Annotated in this window: 24 protein-coding genes; 6 read left to right on the forward strand and 18 right to left on the reverse strand. The window is 59.4% G+C overall.

Translation table 11 applies throughout. The features are described from left to right. Positions 1-150 precede the first annotated feature (150 nt). The 6 genes from NAT21_RS10930 to NAT21_RS10955 all read right to left on the reverse strand — a co-directional run bounded on the left by NAT21_RS10930 (position 151) and on the right by NAT21_RS10955 (position 6,776). Positions 151-1,215, reverse strand: a complete 1,065-nt coding sequence (locus NAT21_RS10930; protein WP_250938358.1) for an ABC transporter ATP-binding protein — start codon at positions 1,213-1,215, stop codon at positions 151-153. Further along, entirely contained in the window at positions 1,202-2,194 is a 993-nt protein-coding gene (locus tag NAT21_RS10935; protein ID WP_250938359.1) for an ABC transporter ATP-binding protein, read from the reverse strand. The genes NAT21_RS10930 and NAT21_RS10935 overlap by 14 nt, the downstream gene beginning before the upstream one ends. Positions 2,195-2,198: 4 nt before the next feature. Further along, on the reverse strand, positions 2,199-3,158 hold the full coding sequence (locus tag NAT21_RS10940; protein WP_250938360.1) for an ABC transporter permease: 960 nt from the start codon (positions 3,156-3,158) through the stop codon (positions 2,199-2,201). Continuing rightward, complete coding sequence (locus tag NAT21_RS10945; protein WP_250938361.1) at positions 3,155-4,204, reverse strand: ABC transporter permease; 1,050 nt, start codon at positions 4,202-4,204, stop codon at positions 3,155-3,157. The genes NAT21_RS10940 and NAT21_RS10945 overlap by 4 nt, the downstream gene beginning before the upstream one ends. A gap of 59 nt (positions 4,205-4,263) precedes the next feature. Beyond that, entirely contained in the window at positions 4,264-5,817 is a 1,554-nt protein-coding gene (locus NAT21_RS10950; RefSeq protein ID WP_250938362.1) for an ABC transporter substrate-binding protein, read from the reverse strand. 251 nt (positions 5,818-6,068) lie between these two features. Next, complete coding sequence (locus tag NAT21_RS10955; protein ID WP_250938363.1) at positions 6,069-6,776, reverse strand: DUF3581 family protein; 708 nt, start codon at positions 6,774-6,776, stop codon at positions 6,069-6,071. 236 nt (positions 6,777-7,012) lie between these two features. Between NAT21_RS10955 and NAT21_RS10960 the strand changes: the two genes are divergently transcribed. Then, on the forward strand, positions 7,013-8,104 hold the full coding sequence (locus NAT21_RS10960) for an App1 family protein phosphatidate phosphatase (protein ID WP_250938364.1): 1,092 nt from the start codon (positions 7,013-7,015) through the stop codon (positions 8,102-8,104). A 2-nt stretch (positions 8,105-8,106) separates the two neighbouring features. Here NAT21_RS10960 and NAT21_RS10965 read toward each other — a convergent pair whose 3' ends face one another. The 3 genes from NAT21_RS10965 to hpxO form a co-directional block, all read right to left on the reverse strand. Next, entirely contained in the window at positions 8,107-8,751 is a 645-nt protein-coding gene (locus NAT21_RS10965; RefSeq protein ID WP_250938365.1) for a DUF938 domain-containing protein, read from the reverse strand. Between the two features lie 41 nt (positions 8,752-8,792). After that, positions 8,793-9,695, reverse strand: coding sequence for a ribokinase (locus tag NAT21_RS10970; RefSeq protein WP_250938366.1), 903 nt, complete (start codon positions 9,693-9,695; stop codon positions 8,793-8,795). A gap of 89 nt (positions 9,696-9,784) precedes the next feature. Next, positions 9,785-10,957, reverse strand: a complete 1,173-nt coding sequence (gene hpxO / locus NAT21_RS10975; RefSeq protein WP_250938368.1) for an FAD-dependent urate hydroxylase HpxO — start codon at positions 10,955-10,957, stop codon at positions 9,785-9,787. A gap of 220 nt (positions 10,958-11,177) precedes the next feature. Between hpxO and NAT21_RS10980 the strand changes: the two genes are divergently transcribed. Further along, positions 11,178-12,401 (forward strand): glycosyltransferase, encoded by a 1,224-nt coding sequence (locus NAT21_RS10980; protein ID WP_250938370.1) that lies wholly within the window; start codon positions 11,178-11,180, stop codon positions 12,399-12,401. A 6-nt stretch (positions 12,402-12,407) separates the two neighbouring features. Here the strand turns inward: NAT21_RS10980 and NAT21_RS10985 are convergent, their stop codons facing one another. From NAT21_RS10985 to NAT21_RS11005, 5 genes are all read right to left on the reverse strand, one after another. Continuing rightward, entirely contained in the window at positions 12,408-12,854 is a 447-nt protein-coding gene (locus NAT21_RS10985; RefSeq protein ID WP_250938372.1) for a DUF4174 domain-containing protein, read from the reverse strand. Positions 12,855-12,881: 27 nt separating this feature from the next. Continuing rightward, entirely contained in the window at positions 12,882-13,700 is an 819-nt protein-coding gene (locus NAT21_RS10990; RefSeq protein ID WP_250938374.1) for a sugar phosphate isomerase/epimerase family protein, read from the reverse strand. A gap of 93 nt (positions 13,701-13,793) precedes the next feature. Next, positions 13,794-15,404 carry a BCCT family transporter gene (locus tag NAT21_RS10995; RefSeq protein WP_250938376.1) on the reverse strand — a complete coding sequence of 537 codons (1,611 nt, stop codon included), beginning with the start codon at positions 15,402-15,404 and terminating at the stop codon, positions 13,794-13,796. Positions 15,405-15,484: 80 nt separating this feature from the next. Then, positions 15,485-16,372 carry an RsiV family protein gene (locus NAT21_RS11000; RefSeq protein WP_250938378.1) on the reverse strand — a complete coding sequence of 296 codons (888 nt, stop codon included), beginning with the start codon at positions 16,370-16,372 and terminating at the stop codon, positions 15,485-15,487. A 16-nt stretch (positions 16,373-16,388) separates the two neighbouring features. Next, complete coding sequence (locus tag NAT21_RS11005) at positions 16,389-16,886, reverse strand: C40 family peptidase (protein ID WP_250938380.1); 498 nt, start codon at positions 16,884-16,886, stop codon at positions 16,389-16,391. Between the two features lie 215 nt (positions 16,887-17,101). Here NAT21_RS11005 and NAT21_RS11010 point away from each other — a divergent pair, with 215 nt between their 5' ends. From NAT21_RS11010 to NAT21_RS11025, 4 genes are all read left to right on the forward strand, one after another. Then, positions 17,102-18,262, forward strand: coding sequence for an ABC transporter ATP-binding protein (locus NAT21_RS11010; protein WP_250938382.1), 1,161 nt, complete (start codon positions 17,102-17,104; stop codon positions 18,260-18,262). A gap of 96 nt (positions 18,263-18,358) precedes the next feature. Next, positions 18,359-19,441, forward strand: a complete 1,083-nt coding sequence (locus tag NAT21_RS11015; protein ID WP_250938384.1) for an extracellular solute-binding protein — start codon at positions 18,359-18,361, stop codon at positions 19,439-19,441. Positions 19,442-19,497: 56 nt separating this feature from the next. Further along, complete coding sequence (locus NAT21_RS11020; protein WP_250938386.1) at positions 19,498-20,760, forward strand: ABC transporter permease; 1,263 nt, start codon at positions 19,498-19,500, stop codon at positions 20,758-20,760. Positions 20,761-20,766: 6 nt separating this feature from the next. Continuing rightward, a complete protein-coding gene (locus NAT21_RS11025; protein WP_250938388.1) occupies positions 20,767-21,621 on the forward strand; it encodes an ABC transporter permease in 855 nt (284 codons plus the stop codon). A gap of 18 nt (positions 21,622-21,639) precedes the next feature. Here NAT21_RS11025 and NAT21_RS11030 read toward each other — a convergent pair whose 3' ends face one another. The 4 genes from NAT21_RS11030 to NAT21_RS11045 form a co-directional block, all read right to left on the reverse strand. Continuing rightward, positions 21,640-22,593 (reverse strand): EamA/RhaT family transporter, encoded by a 954-nt coding sequence (locus NAT21_RS11030; protein ID WP_250938390.1) that lies wholly within the window; start codon positions 22,591-22,593, stop codon positions 21,640-21,642. 101 nt (positions 22,594-22,694) lie between these two features. Then, positions 22,695-24,284 carry an L-lactate permease gene (locus NAT21_RS11035; RefSeq protein ID WP_250938393.1) on the reverse strand — a complete coding sequence of 530 codons (1,590 nt, stop codon included), beginning with the start codon at positions 24,282-24,284 and terminating at the stop codon, positions 22,695-22,697. Positions 24,285-24,382: 98 nt separating this feature from the next. Then, on the reverse strand, positions 24,383-25,468 hold the full coding sequence (locus NAT21_RS11040) for an AbrB family transcriptional regulator (protein ID WP_250938395.1): 1,086 nt from the start codon (positions 25,466-25,468) through the stop codon (positions 24,383-24,385). A 3-nt stretch (positions 25,469-25,471) separates the two neighbouring features. Continuing rightward, positions 25,472-26,041 carry a hydrolase gene (locus NAT21_RS11045; RefSeq protein WP_250938397.1) on the reverse strand — a complete coding sequence of 190 codons (570 nt, stop codon included), beginning with the start codon at positions 26,039-26,041 and terminating at the stop codon, positions 25,472-25,474. Between the last annotated feature and the right edge of the window lie 44 nt (positions 26,042-26,085).

Genomic DNA, 26,085 nt, shown 5'->3' on the forward strand with positions numbered 1-26,085 from the left:
CGGGATGCAGGTTGTGCAGCCTCGGACGTTATCGGCCAGTAATGGTGTGGCTTCATGATATGACCGAATGGTCAGTTTTTCTGGTTTTTCCGGCCCGGTCAGGAGGCGTCGTCGTTGATCGCATCTGCCGGGCCGGGTGTGGCAGTGTAATTACAGACGTCCCTCCTCCAAGGCATGACAGGCCACCCGGGCATCGCCATAGGTCTTCAATGCCGGAATGTCTTCGCGGCAGCGCGCAGTGGCGTACGGGCAGCGTCCATGGAACACACATCCCGATGGCAGGTTGACGGGGGTGGGCACTTCACCCGTCAGCCGAATCGGCGTGGGGTGTCCGTCCGAGAGCCGGGGAATGGCCGACAGCAAGGCCTGGGTATAAGGATGGCGGGGGGTGGAAAACAGTGTGTCACGCGGTGCCAGCTCGCATAGCGTGCCCAGATACATGACGGCCACGCGCGTGGCGAAATGCTCTACCACGGCCAGGTCATGGGTAATGAACAGATAGGTCAGCCCCCGTGCCTGCTGGGCATCGCGCATCAGGTTCAGTACCTGGGCCTGAATGGAGACATCCAGAGCCGAGATCGGCTCATCCGCCACGATGAATTCCGGGTCGACGGCAAGCGCGCGGGCAATGGAAATACGCTGACGCTGACCGCCGGAGAATTCATGGGCGAAGCGGCCTCCCCATTCAGGATCGATGCCTACCGAGCTCATGACCTCCTGAACCTTGTCCTGCACGTCACCACGGTTCAGGGATGGGTTATGAAACGTGATCGGCTCTTCCAGAATCCGGTTGATGGTCATGCGGGGGTTCAGTGACGCGTAGGGGTTCTGGAAGATCATCTGCATGCGCCGTCGCCAGGGAAGCAGCGCATGGGCTGACAGCTGATCGATGCGAGTGCCATCAAAATGGATCTCGCCCTCGCTGGGAGAAATCAGCCCCATGACGGTACGGGCCACGGTTGACTTGCCGCAGCCGGATTCGCCGACCACGCACAGGGCCTCGCCCCGGGCTACATCCAGATCAACGCCGTTGATGGCGTGCACGTATTCCTGTCGACGAGTGAGGCGGCCCTTCGAGAAATGCAGCTGCTCGAGCCAGTTGCCGGACAGATTGAACCGTTTGCGCAGCCCGCGGATGCTCAGCAGGGTGGATGGGTCGTGCCGGGGGCTCGTGGTGGCCTGGTCGGTCGGCTGAGTTATCTCAGACGGTATCATGGGCTTTCTCCTTGGCCAGCATGGCCTCGACCATGTGACAGGCGACCTGGGTGCCGCCGGTACTGACAAAGTGGGGTACCTCCCGGGTGCAGCGCTCGGTGGCAAAGGTGCAACGCGGGTTGAAGGCGCAGCCCGGAGGAATATTGTTGAGTGAGGGCATGGCGCCAGGGATCTGGTTCAGGCGCTCGCCTGGGGTAGCCATCTGAGGCAGGGCATCAAGCAGTCCCTGGGTATAGGGATGCTGCGGATCATTGATGATTTCCCGCGTCGGCCCCTGTTCTATGATGCGCCCGGCATACATGACCAGCGTTCGTCGAGTGACCTGAGACACTACGCCCAGATCATGAGTGATCAGCATCAGGGCCACGTTTTGGGTGTCACACAGCTCGGTGAGCAGGGCCATGATTTCCGCCTGAATCGTGACATCCAGTGCGGTAGTGGGTTCATCGGCAATGATCAGGTCAGGATCAAGCAGCAGTGCGATGGCGATGATGATGCGCTGGCGCATGCCCCCGGACAGTTCATGGGGATACTGGTCCAGCCGGCGTTCCGGCGAAGGAATCTGAACAAGATTGAGCTTGTCCAGCGCGATCTGTCTCGCTTCCCGCGTACTGATGCGCCGATGCGCCTTCAGACACTCGATCATCTGAGCGCCAAGCGTCAGTACCGGATTGAGGGTCATCATCGGGTCCTGAAAGATCATGGCAATACGGTCACCACGGATCTTCCTGAGCTGTCGTTCACTCATCCTGTTGAGGTGATGGCCGTCGAAGGTAATCTCACCGCCGGCGATAAAGCCCGGATGGGCAATCAGATTAAGAATCGAGAAGGCGGCCACTGACTTGCCGGCGCCGGACTCACCGACAATGCCGAGTCGCTCACCGCGCTCCAGTGAAAAATCGATACCTCTCAGCGCCTGAACAGCCTTGCCTCGGCTTGAGAAGCGTACATCCAGTTGTCGTACATCAAGCAGTGCCATGGTATCAGCCCTTGTGCAGTCGGGGGTTCATGACGTCGCGCAGCCAGTCACCCAGAAGATTGATCACCAGTACCAGTACCACCAGCACGGCACCAGGGATCAGGGTGATCCACCAGGCACCACTCTGGATGTAGTCAAAGCCGGATTTGATCAGCGAGCCAAGCGAGGGCTGGGTTTCCGGCATGCCAAGTCCCAGAAACGAGAGGGCGGCTTCGGAAATGATGGCATTGGCAATCTGCACCGTCGCGATGACAAAAATCGGCGAGAGCGTATTGGGCAGCAGGTGGCGGAACATGATGCGCGGGGCGCGAAAGCCCATGACCCGTGCAGCGTCCACGTATTCCTTGCTTCGCTCGGCCAGGACCGAGGCACGTACCGTGCGGGCAATCTGGGGCCATTCAGCGATGCCGATAATCAGTATCAGCAGGATCAGCGCCACCTGGCCAAACATCAGGTTACCGAAGGACGCCTTGACAATGGCGCCGACCAGAATGGCCACCATCAATGTCGAAAATGACAGCTGAATATCGGCCAGCCGCATCAGCGTGGCATCAATGATGCCCCCGAAGTAACCGGCCAGCAGTCCGAACAGGATGCCAAGCACGCACTGCATCGCCACGGCGCCAAAGCCGATCAGCAGTGAAACGCGCGTACCATAGAGGATGGTCGACAGCAGATCCCGGCCCTGGGCGTCCGTGCCGAGCGGGAAGGCCGCGTCGCCCCCATCGAGCCACATCGGCGGCAGCTCGGAGTTCATGATGTCAATGCCGGTCAGATCATAGGGATCCGTCGGCGCCCACCAGGGCGCGCCAAAGGCGGCAATGGTGATGATGATGAAGATCAGTAGACACAGTTGGGCCACCGGATCGCGCTTGAAGCTGTACAGCAGATAGCTCTTGCGGAAACGGGCCCAGGCGCCGGGCATCTGCGCCCGCAGATCCGCGGTAGATGTCTCCTCGCTCATGCGTGTTGTCCTGTCAGTTTAACGGTGGGATTGACCAGGCCGTAGACCAGATCGACCAGGGTGTTGGTCACCACAAAGATCAGGCCCACCACCATCAGGTAGGCGACAATCAGCGGAATATCGCTGCGGGTAATGGCTTCAAGGAACATCAGCCCCATGCCGGGCCACTGGAAGACGGTTTCGGTCAGGATGGTGTAGGCCACCATGGTGCCGATCTGCACACCGCCGACCGTGATAACCGGCAGCATGGTGTTTTTAAGGGCATGCAGAAAGTAGATGCGTCCGGGGGAAATCCCCTTGGCGCGGGCGAAGCGGACATAGTCGCTTTGCAGCACTTCGAGCATTTCCGAGCGAATCAGACGAATGAACAGGGGCAGCATGATCGAGGCCAAAGACGCCGCCGGCAGCAGTAGGTGCAGCAGGCCATCCACGCTGAAAAATCCGGTGTCCCAGGTGCCGAACAGGTGCACCAGCTCGTTGCCGCGTCCAAAGGAGGGCAGGCCGCCATCGGTGGATATCAGCTCATTGAGCCAGGTCCCCCAGTCGGTATCTGTCGGGAAGGGGGTGATATGTACTCCGATGGAAAAAAGCTGAATCAAGACAATGGCCGTCAGAAAGACCGGCACCGAGATGCCCACCACGCTGATGCCCATGCAGGTCTTGGCCAGCCATGAGGCCGGCCGGATGGCGGCATATACGCCTACAGGTACCGAAAACAGCAGGATGATCAAGGAGGCACACAGCACCAGTTCAAGGGTTGCCGGCATGTGCTCGACGATCACATCGAGGGTGGGTTTGCTGTAGAAGTAGGACTGGCCCAGATCGCCGTGCAGGGCGTCCCAGGCAAAGCGCCCGTATTGCACCGGCAAGGGGTCATTCAGTCCCATTTCCTCACGCAGGAGGTTGCGCTGCTCGACGGAGACGCTCTGGCCTACCAGTTCCCGGACCGGGTCGCCGAGGCTGCCCTTGATCGAGAAGCTGATCAGGCTGATCACGAACATGACCAGAAACGCATGCCACAGGCGCTGAATCAGAAAGGCAATCATGGAATGTCACCTGAAAAAATCAAAGGCAAGGCCGGCCACCGCGATGGCCGGCCGAAGGGCTAGTCCTTGACGACCAGGTCGCCCAGGTAGGGGAAGTTCATGACGTTGAGGATGGGCTCGATTTCGACATTGTTGCGCGAAGCCCAGGCCAGATCCTGCCAGTGCAGGGGAATGAAGGCCGCATCGTCATACAGCATCCTTTCGACCTGTTGCAGTTCGGTGGCTCGCGTTTTCGGGTCGGTTTCCAGATTGGCCTTTTTCACCAGCGCATCGGCTGCAGGGTTGCAGTAATTACCGGCGTTATACTGGCCCATGCCGGTATCGGCATCAGGACACATTGTGAGGAATTCAAACAGGTTGGCAGAATCCTCGGTGTCGGAGTGCCAGCCCACCATCATCATGTCGGCTTCACGCTCATCATAGGCCGGCCAGTATTGCGCCTTGGGCAGGGTTTTAAGATCCACTCGAATATTAATGCGAGACAGCATGGCTGCAACGGCCTGAGCGATCTTGTCATCGTTCACATACCGGTTGTTGGGCGCCATCATGGTGATGGTGAAACCATCTTCATAGCCGGCTTCCTTCATCAGTTCACGGGCCTTGGCAACGTCGTAGCGCGGTGCCAGATCAGCATCATGACCGGCATATCCTTCAGGCGAGAGCTGAGCGGCGGGGGTAGCAAAGCCCTTCATGATCTTGGCGGCAATCCCTTCCTGATTGATGGCATAGGCGATGGCCTGACGGACTCGCTTGTCCTTGAAGGCCTCGACCCGCTTCTCATTCATGTGAAACAGGATGATACGCGTACCGCTCATGGTAACCAGGTGGGTATCCGGGTTGGACTTGATGCGGGCCAGATCCGTTGGTGGAACCGGGGCGATGAAGCCGACGCCGCCAGAGAGCAGTGCGGAGACGCGAGTGGCATCTTCCTTGATCGGGGTCAGCACAAGGTGATCGACGTTACCGGGAGACTCGGTGTCCCAGTAGTCGGCGAAGCGGTCAAACTCGACCTTGACGCCCTGCTGACGTGAGGTGACCTTGAAGGGGCCGGTCCCTGATTCGTTGCGTGAGGCGAACGTGTTGGCACTTTTCTTGATTTCGTCCTTCGGGTGACCGTTCTTGTCGGTACCGGAATAGAACTTGCTGTCCATCGGGAAGATGTAGGTCGCAGCATTGAGGGTCAGCGGATACGGCGCCTTTGAAATCAGATCGACCGTATAGTCATCGACCTGCTTCATCTCGCTGAAGGGCTCGAAGATAGCCTTGAAATCACCGCTTTTTTTCAGGCGATTGAAGGTCCAGACCACATCCTTTGCGGTCATCTTGTTGCCGGAATGAAACGTGACGCCTTCGCGCAGGTGAAAGCGCATGGTCAGGTCATCGATGCGCTCCCAGGAAGAGGCCAGTCGCGGGTCAAAGCCCAGCTGCTTGTTCCACCGCAGTAACGGGTCGAACACCATATGGGAGAACTGCAGTATGCCGCCGGAAAGCTGTTCATGAATATCCATGGTAACCGGGTCGGCATCGTAGGCGACGCGCAGGGTAGTGGCATGGGCCAGAGATGCACCGGACAGCAATGCGCCGGCCACGAGGGCAGCAATCGATTTTTTCATCACGACTCCGAGGGTGTTTCCCTGCGTCAGGGCAGCACCGTGTAGTTGTACGTTATTGGTCGAGTGGTCGTGGGTTCGAGCGTGCGTTTTTATTGTCGGCCCGACCCCGCTTATAACCTACGGGCAGAGCCATCAGGATGACAATCGAATTACCGACATGCCGGTATGCGTCAGATGAATGGCGACGAAGAACGGCAGGACAGGGAAGGGGGGAAGGAGGCGCTCCGGTCGGGCCGGGCGCCTGACCTGTATTATGAGGTGGCCGAAGCCTTGAGCTTGTTGAACTCGCAGATAATGCTTTGCATGGTGTCATCACAGTAGGGCTGAAGGCCGCTGACGACCAGTTTTTTCTCGCCTGTGCCAATGCACTTGCCACCCACCATCATTTCGAAATGCATGTGTGCATCGCCACGCTTGCCGTTGACGTCCAGCCAGGCCTTGTCGAAATGAAGTTCCGGGGCTTCTGCATCGAGCCGATCAAGGCAGAATCCCATGCTGTCATAAATCACCAGCGGCCGTTGCGGGTTGAACATGACGCCATGTTCCTGCATCAGGGGCTGCAGATAGTGTGGGAAATTCTGGCCTGAAAAGGCGATATAGCGTGTAGTGAAGGCAGCAATGGCGGTGGCATCGAAGGTGGGGGTGCCCTTGCGCTCAACGCTGAGATACACCTTGCCTCGGGCATCCGATACGGTGATGGTATCGCCGTCTTCCTCAAACGAAAGAGGCACGCTGTCGCCTACCATGCCGCAGAAGCGGAAGGTCATGCAGGGCGCCAGACCAAAGCGATTCAGCACCAGTGAAAACAGCAGATCACCCGGAACACAGAAACGCCGTGCGCCCGGTGTATGGATCGGGTTGAAATCGCCTGCCATTTCCTTGGCAAAGCGGCTGGCCTGGTCGGCGGTGATAATGAGACGGCCGTCATTATCTTCGGTGTAAAAGTCGTCAAGAACCATGCGTGTCGGAAGCCTTGTGTGTGACATAACACAGTGTAGGCAAGCGTGCGTTGCCCTGTTTTGACAAGCCTACCATGAGTCATGCCGCCCGTGGGGCTTCACCGGTGCGATGAACAGGCTTGAATATCGCAGGCTCCTGTTTCTTTCAGACCGTTACAGCAGAACCGGCCTGCCTTGCCTATCCTAGGCGGTAGATTGACATTTCATGTGCTGTTGGCGCACTCAAGGAGAGAAACATGTCTCGACGTTCACGCGCTGCGCACCATATGTTCAGAAAATTGTTGCGAATTCTTGCCAAACCGGTGAAGGGTGACCACGGCCATGGTGGGACGGTCATTTACCCCTACCGAGGTTACGGCTCGGCCAACGAAGTCTTCATGATGGGGCGCGTGTTTCACCAACCGAGTCTTGGCATGTCGGCAAGGGTCGGGGTGCTGCGCGACATGGCCGACATTGTCCGCCGCATGGTGCGCTGGGGGCTGGGAAACCGGGATGTGGCGATCCGGCTTGGACAATGTGAAACCGTGGTCACCACTGACAAGGACGGTTACTTTCATGCCCATGTGAAGCTTGCCACACCGCTGAGTTCGGATACGGTCTGGCACAAGGCCGAGCTCAAGATCATGGGAGAAAGCAGTGCCCTGCCGGCCGTTGCAGATATCTATGTGCCGCCGGCCTCGATCGACATGGCGGTCATCAGCGATATCGACGATACCGTGATGTACACAGGCGTCGCCAACAAGGTAAAGATGATGTATCGCCTGTTCATGGAAAAGGCCGACGAGCGTACGGCCTTTCCGGGCGTGGCGCCGCTTTATCAGGCCCTTCATGGGGGGCTGGATGGCAATATGGGGCGGCCGATGCTGTATGTATCGCGGGGGCCATGGAGCATCTATGAAATACTGGAAGCCTTTTTCAACCTCAACAATATTCCGGCCGGCCCTGTATTGTTCCTGCGTGAATGGGGGCTGACGTTGCAGCACCCGCTGCCCAAGAAGGCGGAAGATCATAAAAGCCATCTGATCGAAAACATGCTGGCACTCTATGATGACCTGCCGTTTCTGCTGGTGGGCGACAGTGGCCAGAAGGACCCGGAAATCTATGCTGATATTGTTCGGCGCTATCCGAATCGGATCTGTGCCATCTATATCAGAAGCGTGCACAAGAATGCCGAGCGGGACGAGGCCATTGCAAGGCTCAAGGAGGAAGTGGGAGCTGCAGGCTGTGAGCTTGTGCTGACGTCTCACAGCGCTGACATGGCCCGGCATGCGTTTGAAAAGGGATATATTTCCCGCGCGGGCATGGAAGCGGTCTGCGATGCGACCTGATATTACGCCGAGACGCGCCGCCAGATAACGCTCAGGTTATTGGCGGGCATGTCGATCACCTGCAGCAGCTCGAAGCCGTTGCTGGTAGCCAGTGGCACGACTTCATTGTCCAGATCGCGCACGCCCCAGCGACGATCGTCCCGGCGCAGCCGTCCATCAAAGCCTTCGTTGCTGACGCAGGTATGATGGCCGTGCCGCTTGAACGGGCCATAGAGTATCAGGTGCCCTCCGGGAAGCAGGCTCCGCGTGGCCTGATCGAACAGGGCAATGGAGGCTTCCCAGGGGGCAATGTGAATCATGTTGATACAGACGATGGCATGCTTGCCACGTGTTTCCTCTCCCCAGGGGCCGCGGGTGACGTCCAGCTGGATCGGCGTGCGAACGTTCCCCAGACCTTCATGTTCGGTCCAGGCCTGTATCGAACGCAGTGACTGGGGTGTCGGGTCACTGGGCTGCCAGTCCACACCGGGCAGGGCTGCTGCAAAGTGCACGGCATGTTCACCACTGCCGCTGGCAATCTCCAGTACGTGGTCTTCCGGGCCCAGCACGGTTTTCAGTACATCAAGAATCGGCCCGCGATTGCGGCGGGTAGCGGCGTGGGAAAAGCGCGGCTCCGGCGTTGGAAAGGCCATGTCTGTCCAGTCCATGAAAATGAGTCTCCATCCTGGTTCTTCTGTATCGGTCCGATTCAGGGCGTATCGACGTCTTGAGCGCTCGGGATGCTGGTATGGGCGCCCTCTTTCTGAACGCTCAGGGCGGCCGCGCGCGTGGCTCGGGTCAGGCACGCCGCATCGGACTGGCCCGCCAGTCGGGTCGCCATGAAATAACCGATAAAGGTATCTCCTGCAGCGGTCGTATCCACGGCCGTCACACGGCAGGCCGGTTCAAAAAGACGCTGCGTCCCTTTCTGGTAATAGGCCCCTTCACCCCCGAGGGTCAGAACGATTTCCGTGGAGGGGTACCTGGCCATCAGTGCATCAAGAATGCGTTCGGCATCTTCGTGCTCATCCAGGCCCGCCAGTGCCGCGCCCTCTCCTCGATTGACAAACAGCAGGGCCAGTTCCTCCAGCGCCATGCTGCCTACCTCGGGCGTCATCGGAGCCGGATTGAATGCCACTGACAGGCCTTGTGCACATGCCTTTTGAATGATATCGGCCGTCAGGCTGCATTCGTTTTGAAGCAGCAGCCAGTCCTGACCGGCCACGGCATCGGACAGACGGTGTGTCACGAAGGCGTCATCCATGCTCTGGTTGGCGCCGCCGAACAGCACAATGGCATTTTCGGCCTGGTCATCAACCTGAATAACGGCATGGCCACTGGGGACTTCAACAAGGTCCACGCCCGTGATATTGACCCCGGCGCTGTCCATGAGTTCAAGCGCCCAGCGGTCCTTTTCATTGAGCTGACCCCAGTGTGCGACCCGGCCGCCTGCTCGTGCTGCCGCGAGAGACTGATTGGCTCCCTTGCCCCCCAGTACCTGCTGATAGCCATGACTGGCCAGCGTTTCGCCGGGTTTTACAAGGTGAGGGACGCGGTACACATGATCAATATTGATGGAGCCATAATTATAAAGTGTCGGACGCTGCGCCATGGTTACTCCAGTATCTGAAGGGCAAACGGATAGCACGCCCGAAGGCGTGCAGGAGGGGTAGTGTACACCTTGAAAGTGCCGTATGTGGCTTAGACGAGCGGCCCGCCGAGAATGGTTTTTTCCATGCCCGCCATGATGTGTTCGCCGGTTTCTTCTGTCAGTTCCTGGTACCAGGAGTGCGTCAGTGCCGGTATTTTTCCATGAGTTGTGGCGGCTCGCTTTCGGGCACGAAGAATAATATCGCCTACTCGGTCTACCCGCCGATGATCATAGGTGGCTAGTGCCTCGTCCAGTGTGTCAGCGTCATCCAGAGCCCGGGCCAGCACCCAGGCATCTTCCATGGCCTGGCAGCCGCCCTGTCCCAGGTCAGGCGACATGCCATGAGCGGCATCACCCAGCAGGGCGACCCGGGGGGCGGTAAGGCGCGGTAGCGGGTCAATGTCATGAATTTCCACTCGTGCCATGTGCGCCGGATCGATGCGGGCAATCAGTGTCTGTACCGGCTCGGCCCAGCCATCAAAGTGTCGGGCCAGCTCGGCCCGATACTGGCCGGGGTCGTTGGGGGTTCCGGCCGGAAGGGGGACATCGAGGAAGAAGTAGAAGTGCGGCACGCCATCGACTTCCCCCATGGGCATCATCGAGACCCGCTGTCCGTGGCCAACGTATTGAATCCAGCACTCGGGATCGCCGAGCTCGGGAGTGACCGGTACACGACCGTTCCAGTTTACGTAACCGCAGTAGCGGCGCTCAATGGTCTCTCCCATGGCCTGGTTACGCAGGATGGAGTGCGTGCCGTCTGCCACGACCAGCAGGTCAGATTCCACCGTCAGCCCACTATCGAAGTGCGCCGTGATACCGGTTTCGGTGGTGGTGTAGTGCGTGCAGTTCTCTCCCAGACTCACCCTGTCTTCTCCAACAGCCTCAAGCAACAGGGCCTGCAGGGCTGTTCGGGCAATCGGGCAGGCGGGCTGACCGACCCGCGAATACAGCGGTGTAATGTCGAAATGGGTCAGTGGCCGGCCATGCTGATCAGCATAAGCCATGTGGGTCGTGGTGCCACTGGCTGCCTTCAGCCGTGTTTCAAGCCCCAGGGCCGCCAGCACCTTGACCCCGTTTGACCATACGGACAGTGCGGCGCCGGCCGGACGCAGGGCGCTGACGCGGTCAAACACATGAACTGTATGTCCGGCCTGCCGTAGCGCCAGTGCTGTGGTCAAGCCGCCCATGCCGGCGCCGATGATGGTAATGGAACGTGGAGTCATGTTGTTGCTCTCGCCGTTTGTTGACGTTATTGGAATGGCGTACGCCTTTAGTTCTACCCAACCGTCCAGCGGATTGCCAGTGCTTTTCTGTCCGATCGGTCAGATACGGGCAGGGCGGCAAGCGCTCCTGTGCGGGTGTACTAACCTCATCACATGGCCTGGATGCCATCATGAAATGTGCCACGAGGGGTTGTCCTGGCGGTGTAGAGGGAGTGTTGAGTTGTATATTGGAATCATCTGTCCGCCTTACCCCAGTCATGTTACGGCGCTCTCGGCGCTGGGGGAGGCGCTGGTAACGCGAGGCCACCGCGTGGCCTTTTTGTTGCCGGGCCAGTGTCGTGGCCATGTTTCGCCCCCGCTTGAGCTTGTGCAGACGGATCAGGCCTCGCCGCTGCCTCGGGATGTCGAGCGCATGCTGGCGCGTGCTGCCTCGGGGGGAGCGCAGCTTTATCGCGTGGTTAAGGATATGGCGGCCATGACCGAGGCGCTGTGCCAGCGTCTGCCGGCATTGATTCGTGGTGCCGGAATTCAGGCGCTGCTGGTCGATCAGATGGAGCCGGCGGGTGGTCTGGTCGCACGACGGCTGGGGATACCCTATGTTTCCGTTGCCTGCGCACTGCCTCTGGAGCGAGATCCGGCGCTGCCGCCGCCCTTTCTGGGCTGGCCGGGCGATGGCTCCGAAAAAGGCATCAAGCGCAATCAGGGCGGTCATCGGGTCAGCGATGTGTTGATGCGCCCCTGTACGCGGGTACTGGCACGTTACGGTCATGCCTGGCGGCTGCCGATTGGCAGCTTTGAACAGGCACTTTCGCCTCTGGGCAGTGTGTGTCAGTTGCCTGCTGCGCTCGATTTCACGCGGCACGAACCGCCCGTCCACCTCGCCTGCACCGGGCCATTCCGTACGCTGACACGCAACGCTGCCGAACGGCCGGCCCAGCCGCACATTTATGCATCACTGGGAACGTTGCAGGGGGGGCGATATCGCATGTTTCATCGGCTCGCCCTTGCCTGTGCCCGGGCTGGTGTATCACTGGAAATAACTCACTGTGATCGATTGAGTGCTCGCGAGGTGGCATCGCTGCAGCGTCTGGGAGCGGAGGTTCATGGTCGGGTCAATCAGAAGGAGGCGATCGAGCGGGCCTCCGTGGTGGTGTCCCATGGCGGCATGAATACGGTCATGGATGCGCTGGCGGCAGGGCGCCCGCAGTTGGTGTTGCCGATCGCCTTCGACCAGCCCGGGGTAGGGGCCAGAGTGCATCAAAGTGGAACCGGGCTTCGGTTATCTCGTCATGCACGTCCCGGCGCGCTGGCGCAGGCACTTGAACGTCTGATGCATGAACCGGCCTTTACCGAGCGGGCCGTTGCCATGGGGGAAGCCATTCGTCAGGCGGGAGGCACACGGCGTGCCTGCGACCTGATCGAACAATGGCTTGACGAGAAATAGCAGCGGTTATCGAGAGGATTCCCGCTGACGCATCGGCATGTTGTCGATGGTTGAAAAAAGCTGTTCTGGATTGACATAACCGCGCTGTTCCACCTTCTTGCCGCCATCCTTGCCAATCAGGATAACGATGACGCGACTGTCCGGCGTGGTGCCGAGATCGTTGAGCAGCGCGCTGGTCTCAGCGTCGGTCATTGGCGCGCCGTCATGATAACCAATGCCGCTTTCGATGGTGTAGAGCACCATGTCCCGCCGGTCGAAGTCCTCCTGCTGATTCTTCAGCTCCCGACGCATGCGCAGGTATTGTGAATTACCCGCCGAGGGCGTGATCAGTATCAGCGGTCTGGCCTGCCACTGGTCTGCATTCAGCGGATTGGCCGCCTCACGTGCATACGATGATGTGGCGCCCAGCAGGGCAGTGGTCAGCAACAGAAGAAAACAACCGAACAGCTTCATGGCATCCTCCAGACGGTCAGCGAGAGGTTACACGACAGGCAGTGGATCCAGCCTGGCATCAATACGGTTCAGTGTACGCTTGCAGTCTGCAGCACGGACCTGGCCATTTTCCGGGCTGGCCGGATCGTGGAACAGTTCCAGTGACAGCGGGCCCTTGTAGCCGGTGTCATGGAGTGCCGAAATGAATCCATCCATGTTCAGCTCGCCTGCAAAGGGCAGGCATCGGTGGTGGCGACTCCAGTGCAGGTAGGACTCTTCCTCGAACCAGGGGGCATCGGCAAACTGCACGGCAAAGATCCTGTCACCCGGCACATCAGCCAGCGGTGTCAGCGGGTCGCCGTGGGCAAGAATGTGAAAGCTGTCGAGCACCAGCCCCAGCGCGGGATGGTCAACCTGCTGCACGAGCGACCAGGCCTGCTGCCAGCTGTTGATATGGGTACCCCATGCCAGGGCCTCGAAGCCGATCCGACAGCCGTGTTGCTGCGCAAATTCGGCCATGGCCAGTAGGTCGGTACAGGCCTGCTGTGGATCATCGATGGCATGTGGAGTGGTGTTGCTGCAGGTCAGCAAAAGAGAGGTACCCAGCGTACTCATGATGGCAAAGCGAATTTCCAGGCGCTCAAGCTGGCGCTTGAGATGGCCGGTCGCTTCGACGTCCTTCATGGGCTGCAGTGCAGTGACCCTGAGGCCCAGTGCCTTGATATGGCGACCGATCTCGAAGGTACTGGCACGGCTATGGTGAATGTCCGATTCAAAAATCTCGACACCCTCAAACCCCGCCTGGGCAATAACGTCCAGCTTGTCCATCAGATCGCCGCCCAGACTCACGGTCGCGATGGTGTGCATGATCAGCTACCTCCCGGTTGAATACTTGATTAATAAACCAGGATAGTTCAAATCCGGCGAATATGCGCCCGACTCTGGCCGGGCGCGCCGAATTCAGCGGCTGTGAACGCGCTCCTGCACGTCAGTATGCCGTTGGCCGGTATAATGCAGTTCCATGGCATCCGTCTCCTCACGCATGGCCTTGACCACGCAAAAGCACATCACCAGAAAGACCAGCGAGAACGGGAAGGCGGCCATGATGGCGGCTGTCTGCAGGGCCTCCAGACCCCCGGCCAGCAACAGGACTGCCGACACCGCGCCCAGCCCGATGCCCCAGATTACGCGATACAGCGTACGGGGCTGCTCGTCGCCCATCGAGAGGATGGTACAGATAACCAGCGTGCCGGAGTCTGCCGAGGTGACAAACCAGGTGATGATCATGACCGTGGCGATTCCGGTCATCAGGGTAGTTACCCAGGGGGCACCGATGGAGCCGATGGTTTCGAACAGGGCCTGGGTCTTGTCCTGGTTGACGATACTGACCAGATCGACCTGGCCCGTCAGCTGAGCCTGCAGGGCGGTACCGCCGAAGACCACGATCCATGCCAGTGAGCCAAGCGTTGCCAGCCCCATGCCGCCGAGGATCAGGGAGCGCACGGTGCGACCACGCGAGATTCGAGCAACAAACATGCCGACGTACGGGCCCCATGACAGCCACCAGCCCCAGTAAAAGAGCGTCCACCAGCCCTGCCACTGATCCGTGGGATCAGGGTCGACCCAGAAGCTCATCTCGATGGCATGGGACAGGTAGCTGCCGATGCTGGTGGAAAACAGGCCAAGCAGGTAGGTCGTCGGGCCGGCGATAAGGAAAAACAGCACCAGTATCATGCTCAGATGAATGTTCCATTCACTGATCATCTTGATGCCGCGTTTCAGTCCGGTGCAGACCGACAGGGTGGCCAGCAGGGTGATGGCGCCGATCAGCATCAGTTTGCTGGTGGTCGAGATCGGCATGCCGAACAGCGAGTTCAATCCGGCATTCATCTGGGAAACGCCCAGCCCGAGCGTTGTGGCCGTACCGAACAGAGTACTGAAAATGGCCAGAAGATCGACCACATGACCGATCGGGCCGTAGATGCGATCGCCGATCAGCGGGTACAGCGTGGAGCGAATCGTCAGTGGCAGGCCGCGGCGATAGGCAAAATATCCCAGAATCATGCCCACGGTGATATAGACCGCCCAGCCGTGTAGACCCCAGTGGAATATCGTAATGCGCAGGGCGACTTCAGCGGCCTGTCGCGATCCGGCTTCAACGCCTTCCATGGTGGCAAAGGGGTTGCTCTGGAAATGGCTCAGCGGTTCGGCGATGCTCCAGAACAGGAGCCCCGTCCCGACGGCTGCGCTGAACAACATGGCAAACCAGGTGAAGTTGCCGAATTCGGGGCGCTCATCATCCCGGCCAAGCCGCAGTCGGCCCATCGGGCTGAAGGCAATCGTCAGGGTAAAGAACAGCATCCCGGCAATCACCAGAATGTAATACCAGTTCATCTGTTGTTTGATGAAGCTCATGGCAACACTGAAACTGTGATTGGCAGTCTCGGGGAAGAGCACGGTAAACAGCAAGAAGGCGATGACCATCAGGATCGAGGTAATGGCCATGGTTCGGTCGACACCATGGAACAGGCCCGAAGGCTTGCCGGTGTCCCGAGCGGGAGTGTGGGGCATGGGAGTCTTTTTCAGGACATTAACCGACCACTGTAACACGATTGTGGCGTCAGGTCGCCACCTTTTGGCTCGCCGATTCGCTACTTCCCGCCGGACATCTTCTGTGCCCGCTCCTGAATCTGTTGTGCTTCCGGATCGTCAAAATGCACCTTTTTGCTGTCATCCTTCACATTTTTCGGCAGGTATCCGGGTTTCAGTATGCCCTCGAGGTCGTCATAGGACAGGGATAGATTGATCTGACCCATGGCGTATGGAGCCACTTCACCCGCCTGGTAGGTGATCATCAACGTGTCACGGAGCAGTGCCACATTATCGGTGGAAATCGCGTCGGCGTGTTTGTCCTGATCGAGCCCCTGATCACGGGCCCATTGGTCGTAGGCATGCTCTACAAGTGCATCAAGGGCGGCTTTTTTCCGGGGCAGCAGCATGTCCTCCAGCGTGGCCATGCGGTGAAGCTGTATATCAAAGTTGGCATAGCGTGTGATGGCCTTGCCGCGCGCGCCTCCCTGGTATTCATAGCTGTTGAGCGCCATGACGATGAGGTGTCCGTAGCTGTCCAGCAGGTTGGCAGTGAGCTGGGCGCTCCAGTCCGGATGCCCCTTGGCCCGGCGAAAGAAGTCGTTCATCCATTCGGGCAGGGTGTTGATGGCAGTACGTCGACCCGAGTGGCCGGCCGCTGCTGCCATGGCCCGCGGCAGCTGCTCGCTCAGGGCGGGATAATCAGGGAATGTGTAGTAGGACACATCCACCGAGGGGCACTCGTTCCTGCGGCAGTCGGGATCCTTGATGTTATTCGCAATCTGCCTGGTTTTCAGGTTGGCAAGCTGGCCGGGCATGCTGGATTTTCCCGGCCACTGTTCTGCTGTCTGAAAGGCGCGCATGTTGCTGCGCGTCACCTCAGACAGGTTGGGCTGGCAGCCTGTCAGCAGTACAAGCCCGGCAAGCAGGGCCGCAGTGCGATACATCATGGTGAGTCTCCGTGGTTCAGGACCGGGGGCCGGCGGCGCCCAGAAAGTGATGGCGCCAGTAGCGTTTGGTGATATCCGATACCCGTACCGTGCGTCCGGTGCCTGGTGCATGCACCATTCGCTGGTTACCGATATAGATGCCTACGTGAGTTGCCCGGCCCCTGGGGCCGAAGAACAGCAGATCGCCTGGCTGGGCCCTGTCACGGCGGGGAAGGGCCTGAAACTGTTGATTGGACGTGCGAGGCAGGGCGATACCGGCAGTACGGTAACTCAGCAGTGCAAGGCCGCTGCAGTCCAGTCCCCTGAGAGTGGTGCCTCCCCACTGATAAGGCGCCCCGAGCGCATTTCTGGCCGTGGATACGATCAGTGCCTGCTGCATGCTGAGGCTGGCAGTATCCCGGGTTTCAAGCGTTGGGCGACCGGCACAGCCGGCCAGCAGCACCAGCATGAAAAGGGCCAGCCAGCGCACGGCCTGGCCTGATCGGTCGGCTGCAGTAGTGTATGAAAACGCCATCAGCGTCGGGCTCCGTGCAGGGGGCGAGCGTCATGCTCATTCGCGCATTCGGTCAATGCGCCATGAACCATTACTTGATTTTATCGACCGTACGTGAAAAGAATAAAAGTGACGTGAAGCAGACACAATAAATAACAACATGATGCATGGTGCGCCATTCATCGCTCACTCACGGTCAGCCGTGGCGCTGGCCTCGACACGAGGGCTTGCCGATCATGCAGGCAACCGTTGAACCTCATGCCTCTCCCGATCAGGAGCCGACGGCCTCTGACCACTCCCGATCATCCTCCTTTGTCCGATTCATCAATGTCCAGAAAAGCTACGACGGCGAAACGCTGGTCGTAAAGGATTTCAACCTCGATATTCAAAAAGGCGAATTCGTTACCCTGCTGGGCCCCTCCGGCTCCGGCAAGACCACCTGCCTGATGATGATGGCCGGATTTGAAACCCCTACCCATGGTCGCATCCTGCTCAAGGATCAGCCCATCACTGACCTGCCACCGCACAAGCGTGGCATCGGTATGGTCTTTCAAAACTATGCCCTGTTTCCTCACATGACCGTCGCTGAAAATCTGGCCTTCCCGCTGGATGTGCGCCGAACAGGCAAGGCGGAAACGAAGGAGAAGGTTCAAAAGGCCCTCGACATGGTGCGTCTGGGAGAGTTTGGCGACCGGCGCCCCGGCCAGCTTTCCGGAGGACAGCAGCAACGGGTAGCGCTGGCGCGAGCGCTGGTGTTCGAACCCGAGCTTGTATTGATGGATGAACCGCTGGGCGCACTGGACAAGAACCTGCGTGAGGAAATGCAGTTCGAGATCAAGCGGATTCATGATCGGCTGGGCGTCACCATGATCTATGTCACTCATGATCAGAGCGAAGCCCTGACCATGTCGGATCGGATTGCCGTGTTCAGTGACGGCGTCGTGCAGCAGCTGGCCAGCCCGCGTGACCTGTACGAGCGACCGGAAAATGCCTTTGTGGCGGGCTTTATCGGTGAAAACAATCGCCTGGCCGGTGAGGTACTGTCCATTGATGGCGATGTCTGCCGGGTGCGCATCGATTCCGGCGAGGAAATCGAGGCCATGGCCGTGGCAGTAACCCAGCCCGGAGAGCGAACCACGCTGTCCATTCGGCCCGAGCGGATTGCCCTGGGCGCTGGTGCCGGAAGTCTGGATAACGTGTTCGAGGCCACTGTCGATGAAGTGATCTATCTGGGGGATCATCTGCGCGCACACGTCAGTGCCTTCGGTGGGCAGCAGTTTTCCATCAAGACACCCAACAATGAAGACGTAGGCACCCTGCGTCCGGGCCAGACGCTGTCCATTGGCTGGTCACGACAGAATTGCCGGGCGCTGGACGGCCAGACACCCACTCACTGACGCGAGGTATGTAACGTATCACCATCATGACCACCGTGCGGCAGCGCGGCCACCGCTTGACACAAAGACAATAAATAACAGCGTTGAGGTAAAGGCATGAAAAAGACAACGATTGCAACCGCCGTACTGGCAGGTCTGACCCTGTCCGGCCTGGCGCAGGCGCAGACATTGAACATCGTGTCCTGGGGGGGAGCCTACAGTGACAGCCAGCAAAAGGCTTACCATGATCCCTGGATGAAAAAGACCGGTGATAAAATCGTCAACATCGACAAGTCCGCCAATGCGCTGGCGGGGCTTCGAGCGCAGACTCAGGCCGGCAACGTGACCTGGGATGTCGTCGATATGCTGCCTTCCGATGCCATCATTGCCTGCGATGAAGGGCTGATCGACATCATTGATGCCGACAAGGTGCTGGAGCCGGCGCCGGATGGCACCCCACCCAGCAAGGATTTTCTGGAAAACTCGCTTGGCGAGTGCTTTGTACCGCAGATCGTCTATTCCAATATTCTGGCCTTCAATACCAGCATGTTCCCGAAGGACAAGGAGCCGGATTCCATCAAGGCGCTCTTTGATCTTGAAAACTATCCCGGCAAACGGGCCCTGCAGAAAAAGCCGATCAACAACATGGAATGGGCTCTGGTAGCCGATGGCGTGGCACCGGACGATGTCTATGAAGTGCTTTCTACCGAGGAAGGGGTGGCGCGAGCGTTCAAAAAGCTCGATACCATCAAGGATCACGTAATCTGGTGGGAGGAAGGTGCCCAGCCGCCGCAGTTGCTGGCAGACAAGGAAGTGTCATTCGCATCGGCCTATAACGGCCGTATTTTCAACGCTTCCGTCAATGAGAATCAGCCGTTCGATATCATCTGGGATGCTCAGGTCTTCGAGCTTGATGGCTGGGTTGTGCCCGCTGGCAAGCTCGACAGGGTCAAGGATTACCTGGCGTTTGCCACCGCCACGCCTCAGTTGGCCAATCAGGCCAAATACATCTCCTATGGCCCGGCGCGCAAGTCATCCTCGGCACTGGTGTCCACGATGGATGGCACCGATATCGACATGAAGCCGCACATGCCTACCTATGGGCCCAACTTCAAGACGGCCATTCGCAAGGATGATGCCTTCTGGGCCGACCACCTCGATGAGCTGAGCCAGCGCTTCAATGCCTGGCTGTCCAGCTAACCCTGCCCACGGCCCCGTCGCATGACGGGGCTGACCGCCGGATCGAGGAGACTCTCATGACACTACCTTCCGATACGCCGGAGGGGCTGACGACCGCGGATGGTCGCCCCCTCAAGGCGAGCCTTGAACATGCCGTGCGTCGCCACCGACTTCGTGCCCTGATGCTGGTGCTGCCGCTGGTTGCCTTTTTGATAGTGGCCTTTATCCTGCCGATCGGCAGCATGCTGTGGCGCAGTATCGATAACCCCGAGGTCAGTCAGGGATTGCCGCTTACCTCACGCGCCATCGCCGACTGGGACGGGCAGGAGCTGCCGGGTGAGCCGGTATATGCCGCGCTGTACAAGGACCTTGAAACCGGTTATGCCGATCGCTCGATCGGGCGAGTAGCTTCCAGGCTCAATTATCAGTACTCCGGCATGCGCTCCACCCTGATGGGATCGGCCAGAAAGCTGGGGCGTCTCGAGGGCCCTCCCTGGAAGGCGGCAATGATTTCGCTGGACAGGGATTGGGGCGAGCATGACCTGTGGCGGATGATACAGCGCGAGGCCCGCCCCTGGACGCTATCGTATTACCTGTCGGCGATCGACATGCAGTACGCCCCCAACGGCGATATTGTCGAGAAGCCCGGCTATCTGCAGCTGCATGTGAAGCTGTTCGTTCGTACCCTGTGGATGAGCATGCTGATCACGGCGCTGTGCCTGGTGCTGGCCTATCCGGTGGCCTACCTGCTGGCTACCCTGCCGGCGGGCAAGGGCAACCTGTTGATGATTCTGGTGCTGCTGCCGTTCTGGACGTCACTGCTGGTGCGTACCACCACCTGGATTGCCATTTTGCAGCAGCAGGGAGTACTCAACGATATCCTGGTCAGCCTTCATGTCATCGGTAACGATGAACGGCTTCAGATGATCTACAACAAGACCGGTACGATCGTGGCAATGACTCATATCCTGCTGCCCTTCATGATCCTGCCGCTTTACTCGGTCATGAAGACGATTCCTGTCGGTTACATGCGTGCAGCCAGGTCGCTCGGGGCCGGGCCGGTAACCGCCTTCAGACGCGTCTATTTCCCGCAGACGGTGGCCGGGATCGGGGCCGGTTCGATTCTGGTGTTCATCCTGTCGATCGGATACTACATCACGCCGGCACTGGTCGGCGGCGAAAGCGGCCGCTTCATTACGAACCTGATTGCCTATCACATGCAGACCTCGCTCAACTGGGGGCTGGCCGCTGCCATTGCCTCGATTCTGCTGTTCGTGGTTATCATCTGCTATCTCGTCTACAACCGGTTGATCGGTGTGGACAAGGTCAAACTGGGGTAACGCGCCATGGCGATTCCATCCTGTGCGACACGCGGTGAGCGCCTGTGGGCCTGGTGCTTCCGTGGTATCTGTGCGCTGATCTTTCTGTTTCTGGTCGGTCCGCTGTTGGTCATCATTCCCTTGTCGTTCAATGCCGAGCCGTACTTTACCTTTACGCCCGGCATGCTGAACCTGCAGCCCGATGCCTTTTCCCTGCGCTGGTATCACGAGTTCTTCACCTCCGAGGCCTGGCTGTCCGCGATCAAAAACAGCCTGATCATCGGCGTCTGTTCAACGGTGCTGGCCACGGTGCTGGGCACCTTTGCTGCCCTCGGGCTCTCAAGTCGGCACATGCCATTCAAGGGCGTCTTCATGGCGGTGCTGATCTCGCCGATGATCGTGCCTTTGATCATTTCGGCCGCGGCAATGTTCTTTTTCTTCTCGAAAATGCAGCTGAGTCAGACGTTTGCCGGCGTCATTCTTGCTCATACGGTGCTGGGGATTCCGTTTGTCGTCATCACGGTAACGGCTACCCTGTCAGGATTCGATAATACCCTGACCCGTGCCGCCAACAGCCTCGGTGCCAGCCCGACGCGCGCCTTCTTCAAGGTGGTATTGCCGCTGGTCGCCCCCGGGGTGATTTCAGGGGCGCTCTTTGCCTTTATCACCTCCTTTGATGAGGTCGTGGTCGTGTTGTTCATTGCCGGACCGGAGCAACGGACCATTCCGATTCAGATGTGGTCCGGCATTCGGGAGCAGATCAGCCCGACCATTCTGGCCGTGGCAACGCTACTGGTGGCCGTATCAGTGCTGTTGCTGGCAACGCTTGAGCTGATCAGGCGGCGTAACGAGCGCCTGCGGGGCATGACGCCTGCCGAATAAGGCGAGTGAAGACGGGCCTTAGCTGCCGCGGGTGTGATTGGCCCGAGGGGGCGTCCGGGGGCGGGAGGTGACCCTGCATGAATTGAGCAGGGCGATACCGCCCCCGATCAGCAGGGCTCCGAGCAGCAGTCCCTCTGGTGCGCGCTCCCCCTGAAGAAGGACAGCTACCGGTACGCTGAACAGGGCACCTGCCGAGCCGAGCAGACTCAAAAGAACCGGGCCGCCGGCTTTCTGGAGTAGAAAAAGCAGCAGGAACTGGCCCGCAAAGATAATGGATTGAAGCAGGATCAGCAGCATCACCTCGGGCCGGGCAATGGGTACGCCAAGCGAGAAGCCGGGCAGCCAGCCCACGCCCAGCAGCAGAACGACGGCAGCGATCAGCATGCCGGGCGCCAACGCCTCTCCGGACACGCCCACCGGCCAACGCAGCGTGCGGTATAGATTGCCCATGGCAAGCAGTACCGGACCCAGCAGTGCCAGTAGAATCCAGTGCATCTCAGCCTCCGGCCCGGCCACCTTGTGCATGGCAAGTGTCATCGCCCCGGCCAGCGCAGAAAGCACGCCGGCGGCGCGCAGCACCTGGAAGCGCTCCATCTTCAACAGCAGGGCACCGGCGTAGGTCAGTAGTGGTGGCAGGGTGATCATCAGGGCCACGAATCCCGCGCCAAGGTGCGCAATGGCAGAGAAGAACAGCAGGGCCGATACTACATAGTACTCAACCGTGTGGGCGTTGATCGGCGGCAGGCAGCCGCGGAGGGCAGCCAGCGCGATCAGCAGCAGTGTTGCACCTCCCAGCGACCAGAATAGAAAGGCCAGCGGCGATACCGCCATCTCACCGGCAAGTTTGGCCATGTTCGTTGACAGTCCCAGCAGCATGCCCCCGGCAAGCAGATAGCCCAGTGCAGGGAGCCGTTTCCGGGGGGATGATGCAGAAGCAGTGGTTCCTGAATCGCGAAGGCGTGTACTGGGCATGGTCTTGTCCTGGTTATTTATCTTCACGTCAAGTTAATTAGTTATTTATCTTGACGTCAAGCTAAAAAGGGCGGGATGTACCGGCAGAAATGCTGCCTGGCCTACACGTGCGGCAGCAGTAACGCCCCGGCCAGTCCGGCAATTGTGGCGTAAAGTATCAGTACCAGAGCGGTTTTCCTTAATATCACGCCATCCTGGTGTTTCAGCGCCAGAATGGATGTGACGGCCACGATGTTATTGATGCAGACCATGTTGCCCATGGCCGCCCCGACCCCTTGAAGGGCCAGGATCGAGGTGGGGTCCAGACCGGACTGTGTGGCAATGGACGATTGGATGGCGGCAAACGTCAGGTTGGAAATGGTTGCCGACCCGGAAAAGAAGGAGCCCAGTGCTCCCAGTATGGGGGCCAGCAATGGCCAGTTCTGTCCGCTGAGCCCCGCCAGATGGTGACCTATGCGCGCTACCGGTGAGGCTTCTCCACCGAGCATCATCACATTGACGAATACCAGAGCCCCCAGCAGGGCCGGAAACGGGGCGCGGAGGCTGTCGAACGTCTGGCGTGCGACCTGCCGTGTGGCGCTGGATCGGAACCAGATCAGGGTCAACAGGGCAATCAGTATGAACGGCACCAGCGATGGTACGTACAGAAGACTGTGCTGCCAGGCCACATCGGTCAGGAAGATATCATCGAGGCTGACTACCAGCGCCGCACTGAGGTGCAGATCTCCCAGCGGCCCCAGGCTGACATGCAGCGCCGGATGATCACGCTGTAGCAGTTGCTTCAGCCCCAGCTGATGGATACGGGTCAGGATCAGTACCAGTACCGTGCCCCACAGGGGAAAGGTCGCCTTGATGAGTGTTCGTGGTGCGATGGCGCCAGTAGGGGATGGCCGATTGTGTTCCCGAGCCAGCCCAATGCCGCGCCGTGCCAGCATCAGCGTGATGAACAGCCCGATGGCCCCGCCCGCCAGTGCGGGGAATTCAACGCTTATGGTGCTTAACAGCAGGTAAGGCAGAGTGCAGGCGAAGGTGGACAGCAGGATAAACACCAGGTTGGACAGAATGGCGCGGCGCTCTTCCAGCACCAGCGCCAGTCCGGCAATCACAATGAACGGAGCAGCCAGCGTGTTGACCAGTGCCGCTTTCCAGGCAATGGCATGCAGGGCCTGCGGGGTGAGCTCAAGAACGGAAAAGCCGAACCAGATCGGCGTGCCCACCGCGCCGAAGGTGACCGGAATCGTATTCATGATCAGGCAGAAGACGGCTACTCTCAGTGCGGGAAAGCCCAGGCTGTAGAGCACCGGGGCCGCGATGGCTGCTGGCGTGCCAAAGCCGCTGGCACCCTCCACCAGAAAGGCAAAGGCCCATCCCACGATCATCAGCTGCGCTATCGGATTATGGCTGATCTGGTTGAGCCAGGTGCGAATGGTGTCCAGCGCACCGGTGACGTCCATGGTCCGAAACAGGAAGATGGCACCGGCAATGATAGACAGCGGTGTCAGGGCAAGCAGCATCCCGCTTGCGACGGTCGCGTTCAGCTCACGCAGGTTCTGGTCAAATACGGTCAGTGACAGCCACCAGGCCATGACGGCACACAGGGGCAGAGCGCGGCTGGACGCCATGCTGTTTTTTTTGCCCATCAGGCCTATAAGCACCACCAGTGGGAGATAGGCAGCAATGAGGTGCATCATGGGCGCGGATCCTGTCGGCGAGGGATGCCTTCAGTATACAAACCCGGTGTTTTCGTACGTGTGTGCAGGCCGCGCCCTGGTGTCGCACCCGGCGGTGATCAGCCGGTACGGGCCGCTAGCCGTTTGGCCAGTGCCCTGGCCAGTATCGGACCGATCATCAGTACCATCGCAAAACGCACGGTTTGAAAGGTCATGATAAAGCCGATATCCACGTTACTGGAGGCGGCAATGATGGCAATGGAGTCCAGCCCGCCCGGGCTTGTCGCCATGTAGGCGGTCAATGGATCGATATCGAGCAGCACGACCAGCAGTACCGCAATCAGCCCGCACAGCCCGACCAGCACCACAATGGAGGCCATGATCTGTGGCAGCGCCCGCAGGGCATGGCGAAAGATGGTCGAGGTAAAGCCCAGCCCGATGCGCCAGCCCACCAGCGCATAGCTGATGGCCAGCAGCCATTCCGGCAACTGCAGCGTCACCGTGCCGCCCATCGACAGGGCCGATGTGACAATCATCGGCAGCAGCAGCTGGCCGGCCGGCAGTTTCAGCTTGAGCCCGATGTAACCGGCTATCGCGGCAATCAGCAGCGTCTGGGTGAAATCCACGGCGTCCAGTGCTGGAAACCAGTCAATCGAGGCTTCCGCATCGGGTGCCTGTGCCGGCAGCAGAAATCGCGCAATGATCGAGGCCGTTACGGCGACAAACAAAACCCGCAGGTACTGCATGAAGGCGACAAGACGCATGTCGGCGCCCTGAGACTCGGCCAGCAGCATCATGACCGACGCTCCCCCCGCGGAGGTTCCCCATATCGCCGTGGTACCAGGCAGTACCTGCCATTTGGCCATGAACCAGCCCAGAAGGCTGGTAGTGCCGATGACCAGCAGGGTCACCAGCAGAAACAGCCACCACTGAGTTGCAAAGGTATCCAGCACATCAATGTTCATGCTGGAACCAATCATGCAGCCGATGATGGTCTGGGCGGCGAAGAAGAACGGCCGTCCGATCCCCAGCGTGCTGCCACGCAGGCTGAAGACGATGCCCATGACCATCGGTCCCAGCAGCAGGGCCGCCGGCAGCTTCACCAGTTCAAGCCCCCAGGCAATGATGCCGGACAGCACCACGAGCAGGACCCACTGAAGGGGGACCGGCAGGGAAGCCAGACGCAGGTGAAGGAGGGCGCTCACGGCCTAGTGCTCAAGGCAAAGCTGATCGGTGGACGTAATGCGCGCCAGCCTGGGCAGGATCGTCTGAATGGCAAACGCCTGCATGTCCTCCGAGAAGGTGGTGGTCAGATCATCCAGTACCACAACGTCGTAACCGTGCTCCCAGGCGGCACGGACACTTGATTCAACGCCCATGTTGGTGGCAATGCCCCCGAACACCAGCGTTTTGATGCCGCGCCGACGAAGCTCGGTATCCAGGGCCGTGCCGTGAAAGGCTCCCCATTGATGCTTGAGGATCGTGAGGTCGCCGGGCTGTTCAAGGCCCTCCATCAGTGTGGACCAGTCGTCAGGCAAGCCGCCCTGGGGGCGCTCGGCCGGTGTATCGACATTATTGCTCGGGGCATTGGAAAACGTCTCGTTCCAGCCTACGCGTACCCAGGTTATGCAGGCACCAGCCTCACGAAAGCGATCTGCGACCGGTCGTGAGGCCTCGACCACCTCGGCACCACTGCGGGGAGCCAGTGGCAGATTGACGATGCCATGCTGCAGGTCAATCAGAATAAGCGCAGTCGTTGCGGGATCAAGGGTCATCATGTGCCGGTCCTTGCTGGTGGTCGACGGTATCAGGTGGGCGTGAT

It is taken from the genome of Larsenimonas rhizosphaerae (assembly GCF_023700005.1).
GTDB lineage: Bacteria > Pseudomonadota > Gammaproteobacteria > Pseudomonadales > Halomonadaceae > Larsenimonas > Larsenimonas rhizosphaerae.